The sequence below is a fragment of the Methylobacterium adhaesivum genome (assembly GCF_022179065.1).
Lineage (GTDB): Bacteria > Pseudomonadota > Alphaproteobacteria > Rhizobiales > Beijerinckiaceae > Methylobacterium > Methylobacterium adhaesivum.
Genome location: NZ_BPQD01000007.1, coordinates 237553 through 253968 on the forward strand (window position 1 = coordinate 237553; position 16416 = coordinate 253968).

The window sequence follows — 16416 nt, forward strand, 5'->3', positions numbered from 1 at the left end:
CCGCATGAGTTCGCGCCTCGACTATCTGCGCGACGGGCAGGCGATCTACGCCCGCTCCTTCGCGATGATCCGCGCCGAGGCGGACCTCGCCCGCTTCCACGGCACCGCCGAGCGGGTTGTGGTGCGGATGATCCACGCCTGCGGCATGACCGACCTGCCCCGCGACGTGGAACTCTCGGACGATTTCGCTGAAAGGGGCGAGGCCGCCCTGAAAGCCGGAGCGCCGATCCTCTGCGATGTCCGCATGGTCGCCGACGGGGTCACCCGGTCGCGCCTGCCGGCGAACAACCGGGTGATCTGTTCGCTCAGCGATCCGCGCGTGCCCGAGATGGCCGCCAGCATGGGCACCACCCGCTCGGCCGCCGCCATGGAATTGTGGCGCGAGCACCTGCCCGGCAGCGTCGTGGCGGTGGGCAACGCCCCGACCTCCCTGTTCCGGCTCCTCGAACTCCTGGACGAGGGCGTGCCGCCGCCGGCCGCCGTCATCGGCATCCCCGTCGGCTTCGTCGGGGCCGCCGAATCGAAGGAGGCCCTCGCCCGCGACGGCCGGGTGCCCTTCGTCGTGGTGCACGGCCGGCGCGGCGGCAGCGCCATGACGGCGGCCGCCATCAACGCCCTGGCGCAGGAGATCGAGTGATGGAGGCGGGCGCTCCCCTCCCCCCCGCCGCCCTGGACGAGCCCGCGCAGCCCGTGGCGAAGCTCACCGGCACCCTGTTCGGCGTCGGCATGGGGCCGGGCGAGCCCGATTACCTCACCGTGCGGGCCATGAAGGTGCTGGCGGCGGCCCCTGTCCTCGTGCATTTCTGCAAGAAGGGCCGGCGCGGCAACGCCCGCACCATCGCGGACGCGGTGCTGACGCCAGACCCGGCGCGCGAATGCGCTCTGGCCTACCCCTACACCACCGAGCTGCACCCCGAGCATCCCGACTATGTCGCGGCGCTCGCGGGCTTCTACGACGACGCGGCGGCCCAGCTCGCCGACCACCTGGGTGCTGGCCGCGACGTCGCGATCCTCAGCGAGGGCGATCCGTTCTTCTACGGCTCGTTCATGCACCTGTGGCGCCGCCTGAAGGACCGCTTTCCCGTGGAAGTGGTGCCGGGCGTCACCGGCATGTCGGGCTGCTGGACCCGGGCCGGCACGCCCATCACCTGGGGCGACGATGTCCTCACCATCCTGCCCGCGACCCTGCCGCACGCCGCCCTGGTCGCGCGGCTGACGCAGACCGACGCCGCCGTGATCATGAAGCTCGGCCGCCACCTGCCCAAGGTCCGCGCCGCCCTGAAGGAGGCCGGTGTGCTGGAGCGCGCGGTCTATGTCGAGCGCGGCACCATGGCGGGCGAGCGCGTGGTTCCCCTGCACGAGAAGCCCGACGACACGGCGCCCTACTTCTCCATGGTGCTCCTGCCCGGCGAAGGCCGCCGGCCGTGACCGGCTCCGTCACGGTCATCGGCCTCGGGCCGGGCGACCCCGACCTCCTGACCCGCGCCGCCGAAGCGGCGCTCGCCCGCGCGCAGGACCTCATCGGCTACATCCCCTACGTCGCCCGCGTGCCGGAGCGGCCGGGCCTGACCCGGCACGCCACCGACAACCGCGTCGAGGTCGACCGCGCCCGCCACGCCCTCGAACTCGCCGCCGCCGGCCGTCATGTCGCCGTGGTGTCGGGCGGCGATCCCGGCGTGTTCGCCATGGCGGCGGCTGTGTTCGAGGCGGTGGAGGCCGGCGATCCCCTGTGGCGGACCCTTACCATCACCGTCGAACCGGGCATCACCGCCATGCTGGCCGCCGCCGCCCGCCTCGGCGCGCCGCTCGGCGGCGATTTCTGTGCCCTGTCCCTGTCGGACAATCTCAAGCCCTGGGAGGTCGTGACCGCCCGGCTGGAGGCCGTGCTGCGGGCCGATTTCGTCGTGAGCCTCTACAACCCGATCTCGAAGGCGCGGCCATGGCAACTCGGGCGCGCCCTGGCGCTGACCGCCGAGATCCGCGCCCCCGACACCCCGGTGATCTTCGCCCGCGCCGTCTCGCGGCCCGACGAGGCCATCCGGGTGCTCACCCTGGCCGAGGCCCGCGAGACCACCGCCGACATGGCCACCATGGTGATCATCGGCGCCTCGGGCACCCGGCTGATCGAGCGGGGGGACGGGGTCCGTCCCTACGTCTACACCCCGCGCAGCGTGCCGGCGTGAGACGGGCCTGCCGGCCTTTGTCTATCGGGGGCCATCGTCTTCGTCCGTCGTGCGGGCGGCAGGGGTCCCCTCGCCTGGGAGGAGAGCGACAGGGTGAGGTGTGTGACATCTCCGAAAAGGTCCCACACCTCGCCCCAGCCCTCTCCTTGCAGGAGAGGGAGCGTGTTGCGGGTCACGTTCTCGTATTCCCACGGACGATGGATCCCGATGTCGTTAGGATAAGCTGCTTAACGGCTCGTCAGCCACGCCAGCGCGGCAGCCGCGTCGGAAACGCTCGGCCCATCGGGCTTCGGCGGCCGGGCCACCATCACCACCGGCAGGCCCAACCCCCGCGCGGCCGCGATCTTGCCGTAGGTGGCGGCCCCGCCGGAATTCTTGCTCACCAGCACGTCGATCCCCTGATCTCGCAAAAAGGCCGCCTCGTCAGCCTCGGCGAAGGGGCCGCGCGCGGAGATCGCCGTGAGGCGCGGGACGGCCAGGCTCACGGACTCGATGGCGCGCACCACGTAATCGTGCTGGGGCGCGGCCGCGAAGGCATCGACCTCCTGGCGGCCGACTGTGAGGAACACCCGGCGCAGCTTTTCGCCCAACGCCAACGCGGCCGCCGCCATATCGGGCACGAGGGTCCAGCGATCCCCCGGCACCGGGTCCCAGGCCGGGCGGCGGATGGCCAGCAACTCCGTGCCGGTGCGGGCGCAGGCACGCGCCGCGTTCGCGCTCATGCGGGCGGCGAACGGATGGGTCGCGTCGATGACGCAGGTGATCCGGTTCTGGGTGATGTAGGCCGCGAGGCCGTCCACGCCGCCGAAGCCGCCGATGCGGGTCGGCACCGGCTCGGCCTTCGGCGCCTGGGTGCGGCCGGCGAGCGACAGGGTGGCGTCGAGTCCGAGGGGCAGGCTCCGCACCAGGGCGCTCGCCTCGCCCGTGCCGCCGAGGATGAGGCAACGCTTGAGCATGGGACGCTTTCTCCATGAGCCGTGAGCCTGTGTCGAGCCAAGCGTGGCTGACCCTCGTGGGCATCGGGGAGGATGGCCGGGCCGGGTTGAGCCCCGCCGCCGCCGCCGCCCTCGACACGGCCGCGTGCATCTATGGCGGCCGGCGCCATATCGAACTCGCCGGGCCGCTCCGCGCCGAGGTGCGGCTGTGGCCGAGCCCCATCGCGGACGCCTATCCCGGCATCCTGGCCCGGCGCGGGCAGCCGACCTGCATCCTCGCCACGGGCGATCCGTTCCATTACGGCATCGGCGCCGAGATCGCGCGCCTCGTCCCGGCGGAGGAGGTGCGGGTGTTCGCCCAGCCCTCCGCGTTCAGCCTCGCCTGCGCCCGCATGGGCTGGCCCGTCGCCGAGACCGCCTGCCTCACCCTGCACGGCCGGGCGCTGCCGAACCTCATCCCCCATCTCCAGCCCGGCGCCCATCTGCTCGTCCTGAGCTGGGACGGATCGACGCCGGCCGCCGTCGCCGCCCTCCTCACCGAGCGGGGATTCGGGGATTCGACGCTCACGGTGCTGGAGGCCATGGGCGGCCCGCGCGAGAACCGCCGCGACACGGCGGCCGGCACCTTCGCCCTCGATGGCATCGATCCCCTCAACACCCTCGCCATTGCGGTCGTGGCCAACCCCGACGCCCGGGTGCTGCCCCTGGCGCCGGGCCTCGACGACGCCTGGTTCGAGAATGACGGACAGCTCACCAAATCCGACATCCGCGCCGTAACCCTGGCGGCCCTGCGTCCTCGTGCGGGTCAGCTCCTGTGGGATATCGGCGCCGGGGCCGGCTCGATTTCCATCGAATGGATGCTGCGCCGCCCCGGCCTGCGGGCGCTGGCCATCGAGGCGAACCCGGCCCGGGTCGCCCGCATCCGGCGCAACGCCGCGAACCTCGGCGTGCCGGGCCTCGCCGTCGTGGAGGGGGCCGCCCCCGAAGCCCTGAGCGGTCTCGACCGGCCAGACGCGGTGTTCATCGGCGGCGGCGTCACGGCACCGGGGCTTCTCGATCAGGCGCGGGACGCCCTCGCCCCCGGCGGCCGCCTCGTCGCCAACGTCGTGACCCTGGAGGGCGAGGCGGTGCTCCTCGCCGCCTTCGCCCGGCACGGCGGCACCCTCAAACGCCTTTCCGTCGCGAAAGCCGATCCCGTCGGCCACCTCCACGGCTGGCGCACGGCGATGCCGGTGACGCAGTGGGTTTGGACGAAGCCGTGACCGAACGGGTCGTCGCCGGAATCGGCTTTCGCCACGCCACGGCGGCGGACGAGATACTCGACCTCGTAGGGCACGCTCTGGCGAGGCAGCCATTCCTCCTCGAGAGCCTCGCCACCGCCGCCGACCGGGCGGACGAACCGGCCATCCGTGCCGTGGCCGCAACCCTCGGCGTGCCGCTGATCGGCGTTTCGGCCGAAGCCCTCATCGCCATGGACGCGCGGGTCGTCACCCGCTCGGCCCGCATCACGGCCACGCGCGGCGTCGGCTCCGTGGCGGAGGCCGCCGCCCTCGCGGGGGCCGGCCCCGGCGCGACCCTCATCCTCCCCCGCATCGCGAGTGCCGGGGCGACATGCGCCCTTGCACTCGGCCCCAAATCCGTCACTCAGGCACCATGACCGTCCATTTCATCGGCGCCGGCCCGGGCGCCGCCGACCTCATCACCGTGCGCGGACGCGATCTCATCGCGCGCTGCCCCGTCTGCCTCCATGCCGGCTCCCTGGTGGCGCCGGAGATCCTGGGCTGGTGCCCGCCGGGCGCGCGGATCGTCGACACCGCCCCCCTCGACCTCGACGCGATTCTGGCCGAGTGCGCCGCCGCCCACGCGGCGGGGCTCGACGTCGCCCGCCTGCATTCGGGCGATCTCTCGATCTGGAGCGCGCTGGCCGAACAGACCCGGCGCCTCACCCAGGCCGGCATTCCCTACACGGTGACGCCGGGCGTGCCCGCCTTCGCCGCCGCCGCCGCCGTACTCGGGCGCGAACTCACGGTGCCGGGCCTCGCCCAATCGGTCATCCTCACCCGCACGTCCGGCCGGGCCAGCGCCATGCCGGAGCGCGAGACGCTCGCCGCCTTCGCCGCCACGGGCGCGACCCTGGCGCTGCACCTCTCGATTCACGTCATCGACGCGGTGGTGACCGAGCTGACGCCGTTCTACGGCGCAGACTGCCCGGCCGCGGTGGTGTTCCGCGCAACCTGGCCCGACGAGCGGGTCCTCACCGGCACCCTCGCGCGCATCGCCGGACAGGTGGCGGAAGCCCGCCTCGAACGAACGGCCCTCATCCTCGTCGGCCCGGCCCTCGACCCGGCGGAGTTTCGCGAGAGCGCCCTCTACTCCACCGACTACGACCGGCGATTCCGGCCGCAATCCGGCACAGGCGCGGCCCGCACGGTGGCGGGAGAGCGCCCGTGAGCGTTCCGGGCCTCCTCGTCGCCGCCCCCCGCTCGAGTTCCGGCAAGACCACCGTCACCCTGGCGCTCCTGCGAGCGCTGCGCCGGCGCGGCATCGCCGTGCGCGGCGCGAAATGCGGGCCGGACTATATCGACCCGGCCTTCCATGAAGCCGCCACGGGGTTTCCGAGCTTCAACCTCGACAGCTTCGCCATGGCGGAGCCCATGCTCGACGCCGTGGCGGGCCTCGCGGGGACGGACGCCGCCCTCGTGGTGGCGGAAGGGTCCATGGGCCTGTTCGACGGGATCGTGGCGGGGGCCGGCCGCACGGGGGCCAATGCCGACATCGCCGCACGCTACGGCTGGCCCGTCCTCCTCGTCCTCGACGTGTCGGGGGCGGCGCAATCGGCCGCCGCCGTGGCGCTCGGCTGCATGCATTACGATCCGCGCATCCGCATCGCCGGGGTGGTGCTGAACAAGGTCGCGAGCCCGCGTCATCGGCGCCTCGTGGAGGCGGGGCTGGCCAAGATCGGCCTGCCGGTCTTCGGGGCCCTCATGCGCGACGCGGGGCTGACCTTGCCCGAACGCCACCTCGGCCTGGTTCAGGCCCGGGAGACCAACGATCTCGACGTGCGCCTCGACCGGCTGGCGGATCTGGCGGAGGCGGGCCTCGACCTCGACGCCATCCTGGCCGCCGCCGCCGGGGTCACACCCTCGCCCCGCGCCGGGGCCCTGCCGAACCCGCCGGGCCAGCGCATCGCCGTGGCGTCCGATGCCGCCTTCTCGTTCCTCTATCCGCACATGGCGGCGGGTTGGCGGGCGCAAGGGGCCGAACTCGTCCCGTTCTCGCCCCTCGCCGACGAGGCGCCGCCGGCCGGGTGCGACGCGGCGTGGCTACCGGGTGGCTACCCGGAACTCCATGCGGGGTACCTCGCCGCCGCCACGACGTTCCTCGCGGGCCTGCGCGCCTTTGCCATGGACCGCCCTGTTCACGGCGAGTGCGGCGGCTACATGGTGCTCGGCGAAAGCCTGGAAGACGCCGAGGGGGTCACCCATCCCATGGCAAACCTCCTGCCGGTGGCGACCTCGTACCGGGTGCGCAAGCTGCACCTCGGCTACCGCGTGGCCACCCTCGTCGCCGACGGTCCCCTCGGGCGGGCGGGCACCCGCCTTGTCGGCCACGAATTCCACTATGCCAGCGAGCGCACCCCGGCACCGGACGCGGACGGGGCCCTGGCGTCCGTCACGGATGCGGAGAACGTGCCCCTCGGGCTCGCCGGTCATCGCCTCGGACGGGTGACGGGCAGCTTCTTCCACCTCATCGGCTGAAGCGCCGTCCGCTCAATCGCAGCACGATCGCGAAAGACGTTTCCACACGGCCTCTTCGAGAAGCGAACCGACCGGATCGGCTCACGTCTCGAAAGATCCGAACGGGATCGAAGCGGCCTACTCGGCGACGGGATCCGGCTCCGTCGGCGCCAGTTTGCCCATCTTCGAGATGGTTCGGACGATGGCGAGGGCATCGCGCCGCAGCTGGTCGTTGTCGATCAGCGCATAGGCGCGCAAGAGTTCGATGGCGCCCTGAGCACTGAGGAAGCCGAAGACGTCGGACTGCGTGCCGCCGGCATCGTCATCCTCGAAGAAGGCCGAAACCGGCACTTCGAGAAGGCGGGCGATCTCGCGCAGGCGGCCGGCGCCGACGCGGTTCTGGCCCTTCTCGTACTTCTGAACCTGCTGGAACGTCACACCAACGGCGGTGCCAAGCGCGGTCTGACTCAGGCCACGCGCCTTGCGGAGGGCGGTGATTCGCAATCCGACGAGGCGATCAACATCGGTGGTCTGTTTGGGCATCATATCTCGATTCAGTCCTGAAACTCGTGAACGCCGCCGTCCGGACCAACGAAGGGATCGGGCCTAAAAGAACGATTCCGCACGATATCGTACAAAACTGATTTTCGTTAGGGATCCGATCCTCGGACACGACACGATCTATTGGATCTAAGCAGAAGCTCATCCCTACGCCGCACGCGACGCCTGCGGTCATTCTATGCGGTTTCGTTCGAATTCCTACAGCGGCGGCAGCTTGACCACAAAGGCGGCACGAAAAGCAAGAGCTTCCGCTATGGAACCTTTGTACGGGTCTGCGGCGCCGGGGTCGGCCCAGGTTCCGGTATCCGGCAGAAGGGCCGCCCCGGTTGGTCCTTCCGATTGCCGCGCCACCTGGGCTAGGGTGTCGGGCATCCCGACCCCCGTCGGAAAACACGGATCCAGACATGTATATCGCGATGAATCGCTTCAAAGTCGTCAAGGATTCCACCGCGGATTTCGAGCAAGTCTGGCTCGGGCGCGACAGCCAGCTCGGCGAGATGCCAGGCTTCGTGGAATTCCACCTGCTGCGGGGGCCCGAGCATGAGGACCACGTCCTCTACGCGTCACACACGATCTGGGCCTCGAAGGCCGACTTCGAAGCCTGGACCCGCTCGGAGCAATTCCGCAAGGCGCACGGCCGGGTGCCGACGACGAAGCCGCTCTACCTCGGGCATCCCCAATTCGAGGGGTTCGAGGCGATCCAGACCCTCGGTGGCGCGGGTTCAGGCTCGGCGGCCTGAGTCCGCTTCAAGGGCCGGGCGAGGGGGCCGGGCTCGCCAGTCCTCCGGCCGGCCCGTACGGTGTCATCGGGCGAGGCGCGGCAGGAACGCCGCCGAGAGTCCGATGAGCGGCAGGTAGGCGCACAGGGCATAGACCGCCGTGATGCCGGCATGATCGGCCACCTCCCCGAGGATCGCGGCGCCGAGCCCTCCCATCCCGAACGCGAAGCCGAAGAACAGTCCGCCGACGAGGCCGATCCGGCCGGGAAGAAGTTCCTGCGCGTAGACGAGGATCGCCGGCATCGCCGAGGCCAGGATCATGCCGATGGGCACCGTCAGCACCACGGTCCAGGTCAGATCGGCGTGGGGCAGAGCCAGGGTGAAGGGAAGGACCCCGAGAATCGAGCCCCAGATCACCGGTTTGCGCCCGATGCGGTCGCCGATGGGGCCACCCAGGATCGTCCCCGCCGCCACCGCGCCAAGGAAGACGAACAGGTAGATCTGCGACTGGGGCACGGACACGCCGAAGCGGTGGATCAGGTAGAAGGTGTAGTAGGACGAGAAACTCGCGAGATAGAAGTATTTCGAGAAGATCAACGTCAACAGGATCGCGATGGTGACGCCGATCCGTCGGCGCGAGAGGGGCGCGGCACGGGCCACCGCGCGGGAGGCGGGGCGCAGCTTCGCGCGCAGCCGTCCGGCATACCAGCGGCCGACGAGGGCAAGCACGCCGATGCCCGCCAACGCCACGAGGGAGAACCATGCCACGCTCCCCTGCCCGTGCGGCACCACCACGAAGGCGGCGAGCAGGGGCCCGAGCGCCGTCCCGGCATTGCCACCGACCTGAAACACCGATTGTGCCAAGCCGTAACGCCCCCCCGAAGCGAGGCGTGCGACGCGCGTCGCCTCGGGATGGAACACCGCCGAACCGAACCCCACGAGGCCGGCGGCGAGGAGCAGGAGGCCGTAGTCCCATGCCACGGACAGGAGCAGGAGGCCGAGGAGGGAGGATCCCATCCCGAAGGCCAGGGAGAACGGCAGTGGCTTGCGATCGGTATAGAGGCCCACGATGGGCTGGAGCACCGAGGCGGTGAGCTGGAACACGAAGGTGATGAGGCCGATCTGGCCGAAAGCGAGCCGGAACTGTGCCTTCAGCAGCGGATAGATCGCCGGCAGCAGGGACTGGATGAGATCGTTGAGGAGGTGCGACAGGCTCAAGCCTGCGAGCACCACGAAGGCCGGGGTGGCACCGGTGACCGCCGCAGGCGGCGCCACGGCAACGGTCGCCCCCGCGTCCGCGCCCAACCCTTCATCCGCGACGGCCTGTCCGTTGGTATCCAGCATGGACGATACTCGCCGCATCCTCGGTGTTTCGTGAAAAAACGTCAGCCTGCCGTGATCCATTAGGGATGAATTGGCGCCGCGCAAACGTTTACGACGCCGTCCTGGCACGACGCCTTGGAACCCGCCGATGGCGCCCATTGATGTCGCGATCATGGCCGAGGGCGGCGTCTGATTGCGGCGCAGTATGCGAACGCCTCGGACCGTCGCGAGACACGCCTCGATCCGAACCGGCACCCAAACGAGGCCGCCACCGAAGACTTTTCGGTGGATAAGTCCAGAGCAGATTGCTGACGCTCGGAAGCTTTTCTAAGCCAAGAACGAAAGATCTCGAACTCCTTAGAGGGCCTCGAAGTCTTGACTCGATGAAAGCTGGACCCGCTCCAGCAGATGTTCCCACTCTCGACGATCCGGTTCGCGCAAGACCGGGGACGAAGGTCCGAAGCTTGCGCCGTGATGTGACGAAACCGGGATCGACCGGCCAATTGGCCCGATTCGGGACACTTTCCGCCTCACGACGGGACATGGCATTCCAGATGTTTCAGGAACCGATCCAGAAAATCTATGAAGCCGCACCGCAGGCCATGTCGATCAAGACGGTCGCGCGCCGCGATGTCTGGGCAGCCCTCCTGCCCCGGCGCCGACGCGCGGCCTTCCGCCTCGGCATCAGCGCATCCGTGGCGCTCGCCGATCTCGTCGCCATCCTCGGCACCGCTTATGCGGTGGACGTCACCTATTCCCTCGCCGTGCTTGGGGAATTCCCGCCAAGCGGCGCGAGCGGCGGACTGCATATCGCCGGCCTCATCGCCGTGATGGTGCTCCTTACCAACCTGGCGCGAGACGAATACAGCATCGAGACGGCCCTCTCGCATGGACCGCACCTGCGGCGCACCGCGACCCTCTGGGTCTCGGCCTGGGCGGTCGTGCTCATTCTCGGCTTCGCCACCAAGACCACCAACGACTTCTCGCGCATCGTCTCCCTCGGCTTCTTCCTTACGGGCCTGCCGGTGATGCTCGGGGTTCGCGCCGCGATGATCGCCCTGGTGCGCGGAGCGATCCGGCCGGACTCGGCCTCCATCAACCGCATCCATCTCGTCGGATACGAGGACGACATCGCGCGGTTCTACGCCCACAACGACACGGAAGCCCTCGGCCTTCGCGTCATCGGAACCAGCTACCTGCGCCGCACGGATGGCGAGGCCGACGCCCTCACCCGCACCGCGCAGATGGCCGAGGACCTCGATCTCGCCGTGTCGGTGGTGCGCTTCCTGCGCCCCGACGACGTCTTCATCCTGGTGCCGTGGTCGGAGGCGAGCGACATCGAGCGCTGCATCGACGCGTTCCTGCGCGTGCCCGCCGCCCTGCACCTGCGCCCCGGCTCGGTGATGGACCGCTTCCCCGACATCAAGGTCGGGCGCGTCGGGCGCCTGTCCGGCCTCAGCATCGGCCGGCGCCCGCTCCAGCCGGGTGAAATCCTGCTCAAGCGCGCCGTCGACCTCACCCTGGCGGCCACCGCCCTGGTGATGCTGGCGCCGCTCTTCGCCGCCGTCGCGGTGCTGATCAAGCTCGACAGTCCGGGGCCGGTGTTCTTCCGTCAACGCCGCTACGGCTTCAACCAGCAGGCCTTCAGGGTCTACAAGTTCCGCAGCATGAAGGCGGAGGGCGATACCGTCTTCCGGCAGGCCTCGCGCAACGATTCCCGCATCACCCGCATCGGCGCAGTGCTGCGCCGCTCCAACATCGACGAGCTGCCGCAGCTCATCAACGTGCTGCGCGGTGAGATGGCCCTCGTCGGCCCGCGCCCCCATGCCCTCGCCCATGACCGCAGCTTCGAGCGGCGCATCGCCCACTACGCGCGGCGGCACAACGTGATGCCGGGCATCACCGGATGGGCCCAGGTGAACGGCCTGCGCGGCGAGACCCTGACCGACCTCGACATGGAGCGCCGCGTCGCCCACGACCTGTACTACATCGACAACTGGTCGATCTGGCTCGATCTGCGGATCATGGTCCAGACCGTGATCTCGCCGCGCGCCTACAACAACGCGTTCTGAAGCATACTCCCGACGGTACGGGGGCAGTCAGCCCTCGGCGACCCGTCCGAGGCAGGCGCCGCACTCGCCCTCGACCTCCAGGATCCGGCTCGACGGCCGGAAGCCCGCCTTGGCGAGGGTGCGGCCGAGCTGGTCCTCGATCTCGGGCGAGGTGGTCTCGTCGATGCCGCCGCAGGAGCGGCAGATGAGGAAGACGAGGCCCGCGCCGTCCGTGTGCGTGTGCCCGCAGGACACGAAGGCATTGCGACTGGCGATGCGGTGAACGAGGCCGTTCTCGGTGAGGAAATCCAGGGCGCGGTAGACCGAGACGGCGGCCACCCGCTTGCCCGAGGCACTGAGGCGCTCGGCGATGTCGTAGGCCCCGAGAGGCCGCGCCTGGGACGCCACCACTTCGAGGACGTCCCGACGCAGGCGGGTGAACTGCAGGTCCCGCGCCCGACACACGGCCTCGGCCCGCGCCAGGGCCTCCTCCGGCCCGTGATGACCGCAACACTCCGCTTGCGTGCCGACGTGGTGGTGCATGGGCTCCCGATCCCCGTGAGCATGCCGGTCCGTCCCGGCCCGTTGAACTCCCACAATGTTACAGTGTATCAGCGCGCAACGTAAGCCGATGCGCCCGTTCGGTTCGATTGCCCTCCCGTGACCCGTTCCAGCCCCCTGCCTCGCCCCTCGCTGTTCCAGGCGGGGGCCCCTCTTCGCTTCGTCGTGGCGGCGCTCCTGGCCGCCCTTCTCTGGGGCGCCATCCTGTGGATCCTGGCGTGAGCGCGCCGGCCGGCGCCATCGCGCTCCACGGCCTCACCCTCGGCTACGACCGCCATCCGGCCGTGCACCACCTCGACGGTACGATCCGGCCCGGCGCCCTGCTCGCCCTCGTCGGCCCGAACGGCGCCGGCAAGTCGACCCTCCTCAAGGGCATCGTCGGGGAAGTGCCGTGCCTCGACGGCCGGATCGACCGGCCGGACCTCGCCGGCGCCATCGCGTATCTGCCGCAATCGGCCGAGATCGACCGGGGCTTTCCCCTGCGGGTCCTCGACCTCGTGGCCATGGGCCTGTGGCGCCGCATCGGTCCGTGGCGCCGGGCGGCGCCCTATCGCGACCGCCTCATCGAGGCCCTTGGCCTCGTCGGCCTCGTCGGCTTCGAGGACCGGCCCATCGGCACCCTGTCGGGGGGCCAGTTCCAGCGGGCCCTGTTCGCCCGCCTCATCGTCCAGGATGCCCGCGTCATCCTCCTCGACGAGCCGTTCACGGGCGTCGACGGGCGCACCAGCGCCGACCTCCTGCGCCTCATCGGCGCCTGGCACGGTCAGGGCCGCACCATCGTGGCGGCGTTGCACGATCTCGCTCAGGTGCGCGGGCATTTCCCCGAGACCCTGCTCCTCGCCCGCGAGCCCGTGGCGTGGGGGCCGACGGAAGCCGTGCTCAGCCCGCGCAACCTCGCCCGCGCCCAGACCCTGTCGGAGGCGTGGGACGAGGACGCGGCGATCTGCGGCCGCGCCGCCGGCGAAACGCCCCATGCCCATTCGCACGCGCATGGCCCGGGCCACGACCACCCGCACCACCACGGGCCCGCGCAGCCCCACGACCACCGGGACGCCCCGTGACCGCAATCCTGATCGATGGGCTGTTCGGCCCGTTCCTCGAATTCGGCTTCATGCGGCGCGCCCTCGTCGGCTGCCTCGCCCTGTCGCTGTCGGCCCCCCCGGTGGGGGTGTTCCTCATGCTGCGGCGCATGAGCCTCATGAGCGATGCCATGAGCCACGCCGTGCTGCCGGGGGCCGCCATCGGCTTCCTCGTGGCGGGCCTGTCCCTGCCGGCCATGACCCTGGGGGGGCTCGTCGCCGGTCTCGCCGTCGCCCTCCTGGCCGGAGCGGTCACCCGCTCGACCCTCATCAAGGAGGATGCGAGTCTCGCGGCGTTCTACCTCATCTCGCTGGCCGCCGGCGTGGTGCTCATCTCCCTGCGCGGCTCGCAGATCGACCTCCTGCACATCCTGTTCGGCACCGTGCTGGCCCTCGACGACCCGGCCCTGCTGCTGCTCGGCGGGATCGCCACCATCACCCTGTTCGGGCTCGCCGCCCTCTACCGGCCCCTGGTGATGGAATGCGTGGACCCGCTGTTCCTGCGCACCGTGAGCCGGGCGGGCGGGCCGGTCCACTACGCCTTCCTCGGCCTTGTGGTGCTCAACCTCGTCGGCGGCTTCCAGGCGCTCGGCACCCTGCTGGCCGTGGGCCTGATGCTGCTCCCCGCCATCACGGCCCGGTTCTGGGCGCGCGACCTCGGCGGCATGATCCCGGTCTCCGTCGCCTGCGCCATGGGGGCGAGCGTTCTCGGCCTGACCCTCTCGTACCGGGCCGACCTGCCGACGGGGCCCGCCATCGTCCTGGCGGCGGGCGCCCTCTACCTGTTGTCGATGCTGTTCGGGCCACAGGGCGGCCTGGTGCGCCGTTTCGTACGAGCGCGCCATCTCGAAGGGTGACCCCAAAAGCGGCAGGGCTCGCGTCGGCCGCCTTGTCAGAGCCTACAGGTTGAACAGGCTCATGACGCCCGAGACCAGGGCGTAGACGAAGCCGGCATTGAGCAGGACGCCGAGGGCGCCCACGGCGAGGCCGGCGAGCACCACCACGCCGTCGCGCTCCACGAGGCCGAGCCCCACGAGGCAGATGGCGAGACCGAGGGGAATCTGCCCCACGATGGGCGCCGCCACGATGAGCGCCAGGGACAGGGTGAGCAGAATCAGACCGACGCCGCGCAACCCGATGCCCGTCTCGAACAGGCTCATGCGCGGGCGTGACCAGTGTTCGAGGCGCCGCAGCAGCGGCACGGCCCGGTTGGCCGCCCGCTCGACGTCCTTGCGGGCCACCGAACGGCGCAGGAGCGCGCGGGGCAACCACGGCGCCGACATGCCGGCGGTGATCTGGACGGCCACGAGGAGCAGCAGCAGCCCGCACACGAGGGGGATCGGCGGCGGCATCGGCAGGCAGTTCGGCAGGCCGAGGATCACGATGAGAAGCGCGAAGGCACGATCCTTCAGCACCGCGACGATGTCGCCGACGGTCAGCCGTTCGCTCTCCTGTTCGGAGAGCACGGTCAGCACTTCGGAAGTTCGGGCACCTGGAGACAAGAAAGCTCGGCCATTGGCGACGGTCCTGTCGCGGGCTGTAGCCTAGTCCGACACCAGCGCCAAGCGGAGCCCCGGAGGGACGATCCCACCCCGTGCGCCAGCACGCATCCCGGACCCCGCGAAACCACAGGTTAACTTTAATCCACCATTCTAATCTCAAGTATATTTTAGCTCGTAGAACTTTCGGTTGGCCCCTGTTGGACTGGACAAATCCAACTTCGCAAAAGTTAGGACTCGCTCAATCCTAAATTACCTTGCTAACTTCTCTGCACGTTGCGGAGATGTCGGATGTGGCGGGAACGGGACGCGGGCTCGAAAGAATCATTCGGAGCGCCATCGCGGGTCTGGCCCTCGCCGCCCCGGACCTCGTCTCGCGGGGCGCGCGGGCGCAGGACGATCCAGCGTCGGTGCTGCTGTTCGGCACCCTAGAGACCGGTCCGTCCACCTTCCTCACCGCAGGCGCCAAGCTCGCCCTCGACCGGATCGACCGGGAGGGATTCGTCGCCCTCGCGACCCTCGGCGGGGGCACGCGGCGAGAGGGAGTAGGCCGGCGCGAGACCGCCTCCGGGGCGGCGGTGCTCGGCTACCAGTGGTTCCGAGATTGGGGCGTGATCGCCGCCTATGTGGGCCTCGAGGGATCCCTCGAAGCTCTGACGACGGGCGGCGTGACGCGGCTGGATCCGAGCCGATTCGGCGCGCGGCTTCAGGGAGAGCTCTGGGCCCGCCCGACGGAAACGACGCTTCTTACAGCCACGGCGATCCTCGATTCCTCACGGACCGCTGCGTGGGGGCGCCTGTCCTGGGGATGGCGGGTGGCGCCTTGGTCCGGTTGGAGCGCCTATCTCGGCCCCGAACTCGCCCTCTACGCCGACCATACCGGCTACGGGAAGTGGACGCTTGGACTCCACGCGACGGATTTCGCCATCGGCCGCTTCCGCTTTCGTACCGCGACCGGCCTGCAGTTCGAACCCGAGAGCCCGGTGGGTCCCTATGTGAGCGTCACCGCCTGGACACCGTGGTGATCCACTCCGGCCCTCCGTCGGACGGCGAACGGGTCGACCCTTGGTGCGCAGGGCCGAACGTCCCCCGTCGACGCCGATGACCTGGCCGGTGATCCAGCCCGCCTCCGGCGAGACGAGGACGCTTGCGAGCCCGGCGATGTCCTCCGGTATTCCGAGACGCTGCAGGGCGTGCATCGCCGCGATGCCGGACGCCAGGGTTCCGCTGTTGGTGATGGCCGCCGATAGGGGCGTCCGCGTGAGGGAGGGCGCCACGACGTTGATCCGGATGTGCGGGCTCGGCTCGGCGGCGAGGGAGAGGGCGAGCCCCTCCCCGCCCCCCTTGGCCATGGCGACGGGGGCATGGCCGGTGAAGCCCTGCGCCACGGCCACCGTCGAGAACAGGACCACGCCCGCCCCGGCCCCGGCCTTGAGGGCGGGGGCGGCGGCTTGGATAGCGAGGAAGGCGCCCGGGGCATTGATCCGGAAATCGGCCTCGGCATCCCCCGCCGTCAGCTTCGCCAGGGGCCGCAGGTTGATGGTGCCCACCGCGTAGACGAGACCGGCGAGTTCACCGGCCGCCTCCTCCGTCGCCCGAGGGAAGAAGTGCGGATCGGTGACGTCGCCGGTCGTGAAGATGGTGTTTCCGAGTTCGGCGGCCGCCGCCACGAGGCGTCCGCCGTCGTCCGGCCGATGCCGCCGGTACCACCGTAGAGAAGGACCCGCCCATAGCCGCTCCCATCGCGTTGCCGGTCGATCAGCGAGGG

At 70.4% G+C, this 16416-nt stretch carries 18 protein-coding genes and 1 pseudogene; 13 read left to right on the forward strand and 6 right to left on the reverse strand.

Annotated features, from left to right (window positions below):
- The first annotated feature begins 4 nt into the window (after positions 1-4).
- From MFF01_RS08490 to cobJ, 3 genes are read left to right on the forward strand one after another with little or no spacing between them, the layout of a single operon-like run.
- Positions 5-637, forward strand: a complete 633-nt coding sequence (locus MFF01_RS08490; protein WP_238223895.1) for a precorrin-8X methylmutase — start codon at positions 5-7, stop codon at positions 635-637.
- Positions 637-1428 (forward strand): precorrin-2 C(20)-methyltransferase, encoded by a 792-nt coding sequence (locus MFF01_RS08495; protein WP_283207168.1) that lies wholly within the window; start codon positions 637-639, stop codon positions 1426-1428. Before MFF01_RS08490 ends, MFF01_RS08495 begins: the two co-directional genes overlap by 1 nt.
- Entirely contained in the window at positions 1425-2183 is a 759-nt protein-coding gene (gene cobJ / locus MFF01_RS08500) for a precorrin-3B C(17)-methyltransferase (protein ID WP_238223897.1), read from the forward strand. The genes MFF01_RS08495 and cobJ overlap by 4 nt, the downstream gene beginning before the upstream one ends.
- Before the next feature lie 227 nt (positions 2184-2410).
- On the opposite strand, the gene MFF01_RS08505 is transcribed toward cobJ, so the two are convergent.
- Positions 2411-3139, reverse strand: a complete 729-nt coding sequence (locus MFF01_RS08505; protein WP_238223899.1) for a cobalt-precorrin-6A reductase — start codon at positions 3137-3139, stop codon at positions 2411-2413.
- Between the two features lie 14 nt (positions 3140-3153).
- Between MFF01_RS08505 and cbiE the strand changes: the two genes are divergently transcribed.
- From cbiE to MFF01_RS08525, 4 genes are read left to right on the forward strand one after another with little or no spacing between them, the layout of a single operon-like run.
- Positions 3154-4380 (forward strand): precorrin-6y C5,15-methyltransferase (decarboxylating) subunit CbiE, encoded by a 1227-nt coding sequence (gene cbiE, locus MFF01_RS08510; RefSeq protein WP_238223901.1) that lies wholly within the window; start codon positions 3154-3156, stop codon positions 4378-4380.
- The gene (locus MFF01_RS08515) at positions 4359-4775 is read left to right on the forward strand and encodes a cobalamin biosynthesis protein (protein WP_238223904.1); all 417 of its coding nucleotides are present in this window, start codon (positions 4359-4361) and stop codon (positions 4773-4775) included. Before cbiE ends, MFF01_RS08515 begins: the two co-directional genes overlap by 22 nt.
- Positions 4772-5569, forward strand: a complete 798-nt coding sequence (cobM, locus tag MFF01_RS08520) for a precorrin-4 C(11)-methyltransferase (RefSeq protein WP_238223909.1) — start codon at positions 4772-4774, stop codon at positions 5567-5569. Before MFF01_RS08515 ends, cobM begins: the two co-directional genes overlap by 4 nt.
- Positions 5566-6876, forward strand: a complete 1311-nt coding sequence (locus MFF01_RS08525) for a cobyrinic acid a,c-diamide synthase CobB (RefSeq protein WP_238223910.1) — start codon at positions 5566-5568, stop codon at positions 6874-6876. The genes cobM and MFF01_RS08525 overlap by 4 nt, the downstream gene beginning before the upstream one ends.
- A 117-nt stretch (positions 6877-6993) precedes the next feature.
- Here MFF01_RS08525 and MFF01_RS08530 read toward each other — a convergent pair whose 3' ends face one another.
- Complete coding sequence (locus tag MFF01_RS08530; protein WP_238223911.1) at positions 6994-7401, reverse strand: helix-turn-helix domain-containing protein; 408 nt, start codon at positions 7399-7401, stop codon at positions 6994-6996.
- Between the two features lie 419 nt (positions 7402-7820).
- On the opposite strand from MFF01_RS08530, the gene hmuQ reads away from it, so the two are divergent.
- The gene (gene hmuQ, locus MFF01_RS08535) at positions 7821-8156 is read left to right on the forward strand and encodes a heme-degrading protein HmuQ (protein ID WP_238223912.1); all 336 of its coding nucleotides are present in this window, start codon (positions 7821-7823) and stop codon (positions 8154-8156) included.
- A gap of 63 nt (positions 8157-8219) precedes the next feature.
- Here hmuQ and MFF01_RS08540 read toward each other — a convergent pair whose 3' ends face one another.
- A complete protein-coding gene (locus MFF01_RS08540; protein WP_238223918.1) occupies positions 8220-9479 on the reverse strand; it encodes an MFS transporter in 1260 nt (419 codons plus the stop codon).
- Positions 9480-10060: 581 nt separating this feature from the next.
- Between MFF01_RS08540 and MFF01_RS08545 the strand changes: the two genes are divergently transcribed.
- The gene (locus tag MFF01_RS08545) at positions 10061-11530 is read left to right on the forward strand and encodes a sugar transferase (protein ID WP_238224327.1); all 1470 of its coding nucleotides are present in this window, start codon (positions 10061-10063) and stop codon (positions 11528-11530) included.
- 27 nt (positions 11531-11557) lie between these two features.
- On the opposite strand, the gene MFF01_RS08550 is transcribed toward MFF01_RS08545, so the two are convergent.
- Positions 11558-12052 carry a Fur family transcriptional regulator gene (locus tag MFF01_RS08550; protein WP_238223920.1) on the reverse strand — a complete coding sequence of 165 codons (495 nt, stop codon included), beginning with the start codon at positions 12050-12052 and terminating at the stop codon, positions 11558-11560.
- A gap of 117 nt (positions 12053-12169) precedes the next feature.
- On the opposite strand from MFF01_RS08550, the gene MFF01_RS22045 reads away from it, so the two are divergent.
- Genes MFF01_RS22045 through MFF01_RS08560 form a run of 3 tightly spaced genes read left to right on the forward strand, consistent with a single transcriptional unit; the run spans position 12170 to position 14006 of the window.
- The gene (locus tag MFF01_RS22045) at positions 12170-12292 is read left to right on the forward strand and encodes a hypothetical protein (protein WP_283207169.1); all 123 of its coding nucleotides are present in this window, start codon (positions 12170-12172) and stop codon (positions 12290-12292) included.
- A complete protein-coding gene (locus MFF01_RS08555; protein WP_238223921.1) occupies positions 12289-13131 on the forward strand; it encodes a metal ABC transporter ATP-binding protein in 843 nt (280 codons plus the stop codon). Before MFF01_RS22045 ends, MFF01_RS08555 begins: the two co-directional genes overlap by 4 nt.
- A 50-nt stretch (positions 13132-13181) precedes the next feature.
- Entirely contained in the window at positions 13182-14006 is an 825-nt protein-coding gene (locus MFF01_RS08560; RefSeq protein ID WP_238224328.1) for a metal ABC transporter permease, read from the forward strand.
- Positions 14007-14048: 42 nt separating this feature from the next.
- Here the strand turns inward: MFF01_RS08560 and MFF01_RS08565 are convergent, their stop codons facing one another.
- Positions 14049-14651, reverse strand: coding sequence for an exopolysaccharide biosynthesis protein (locus MFF01_RS08565; protein WP_283207170.1), 603 nt, complete (start codon positions 14649-14651; stop codon positions 14049-14051).
- Between the two features lie 290 nt (positions 14652-14941).
- Between MFF01_RS08565 and bcsS the strand changes: the two genes are divergently transcribed.
- Positions 14942-15673, forward strand: coding sequence for a cellulose biosynthesis protein BcsS (gene bcsS / locus MFF01_RS08570; RefSeq protein ID WP_238223922.1), 732 nt, complete (start codon positions 14942-14944; stop codon positions 15671-15673).
- Between the two features lie 36 nt (positions 15674-15709).
- Here the strand turns inward: bcsS and MFF01_RS08575 are convergent.
- A pseudogene (locus MFF01_RS08575) lies at positions 15710-16407 on the reverse strand (SDR family NAD(P)-dependent oxidoreductase); the annotation flags it as partial.
- Positions 16408-16416 lie beyond the last annotated feature (9 nt).

Excerpts from the sequence above, each read along its gene's own strand:
- MFF01_RS08540 (WP_238223918.1), bottom strand. The coding sequence starts at position 9,479 with ATGCTGGATACCAACGGACAGGCCGTCGCGGATGAAGGGTTGGGCGCG.
- hmuQ (WP_238223912.1), top strand. The coding sequence starts at position 7,821 with ATGTATATCGCGATGAATCGCTTCAAAGTCGTCAAGGATTCCACCGCG.
- MFF01_RS08550 (WP_238223920.1), bottom strand. The coding sequence starts at position 12,052 with ATGCACCACCACGTCGGCACGCAAGCGGAGTGTTGCGGTCATCACGGG.
- MFF01_RS08545 (WP_238224327.1), top strand. The coding sequence starts at position 10,061 with ATGTCGATCAAGACGGTCGCGCGCCGCGATGTCTGGGCAGCCCTCCTG.
- MFF01_RS08505 (WP_238223899.1), bottom strand. The coding sequence starts at position 3,139 with ATGCTCAAGCGTTGCCTCATCCTCGGCGGCACGGGCGAGGCGAGCGCC.
- MFF01_RS08560 (WP_238224328.1), top strand. The coding sequence starts at position 13,182 with ATGCGGCGCGCCCTCGTCGGCTGCCTCGCCCTGTCGCTGTCGGCCCCC.
- MFF01_RS08495 (WP_283207168.1), top strand. The coding sequence starts at position 637 with ATGGAGGCGGGCGCTCCCCTCCCCCCCGCCGCCCTGGACGAGCCCGCG.
- MFF01_RS08490 (WP_238223895.1), top strand. The coding sequence starts at position 5 with ATGAGTTCGCGCCTCGACTATCTGCGCGACGGGCAGGCGATCTACGCC.
- cbiE (WP_238223901.1), top strand. The coding sequence starts at position 3,154 with ATGAGCCGTGAGCCTGTGTCGAGCCAAGCGTGGCTGACCCTCGTGGGC.
- MFF01_RS08530 (WP_238223911.1), bottom strand. The coding sequence starts at position 7,401 with ATGATGCCCAAACAGACCACCGATGTTGATCGCCTCGTCGGATTGCGA.
- cobM (WP_238223909.1), top strand. The coding sequence starts at position 4,772 with ATGACCGTCCATTTCATCGGCGCCGGCCCGGGCGCCGCCGACCTCATC.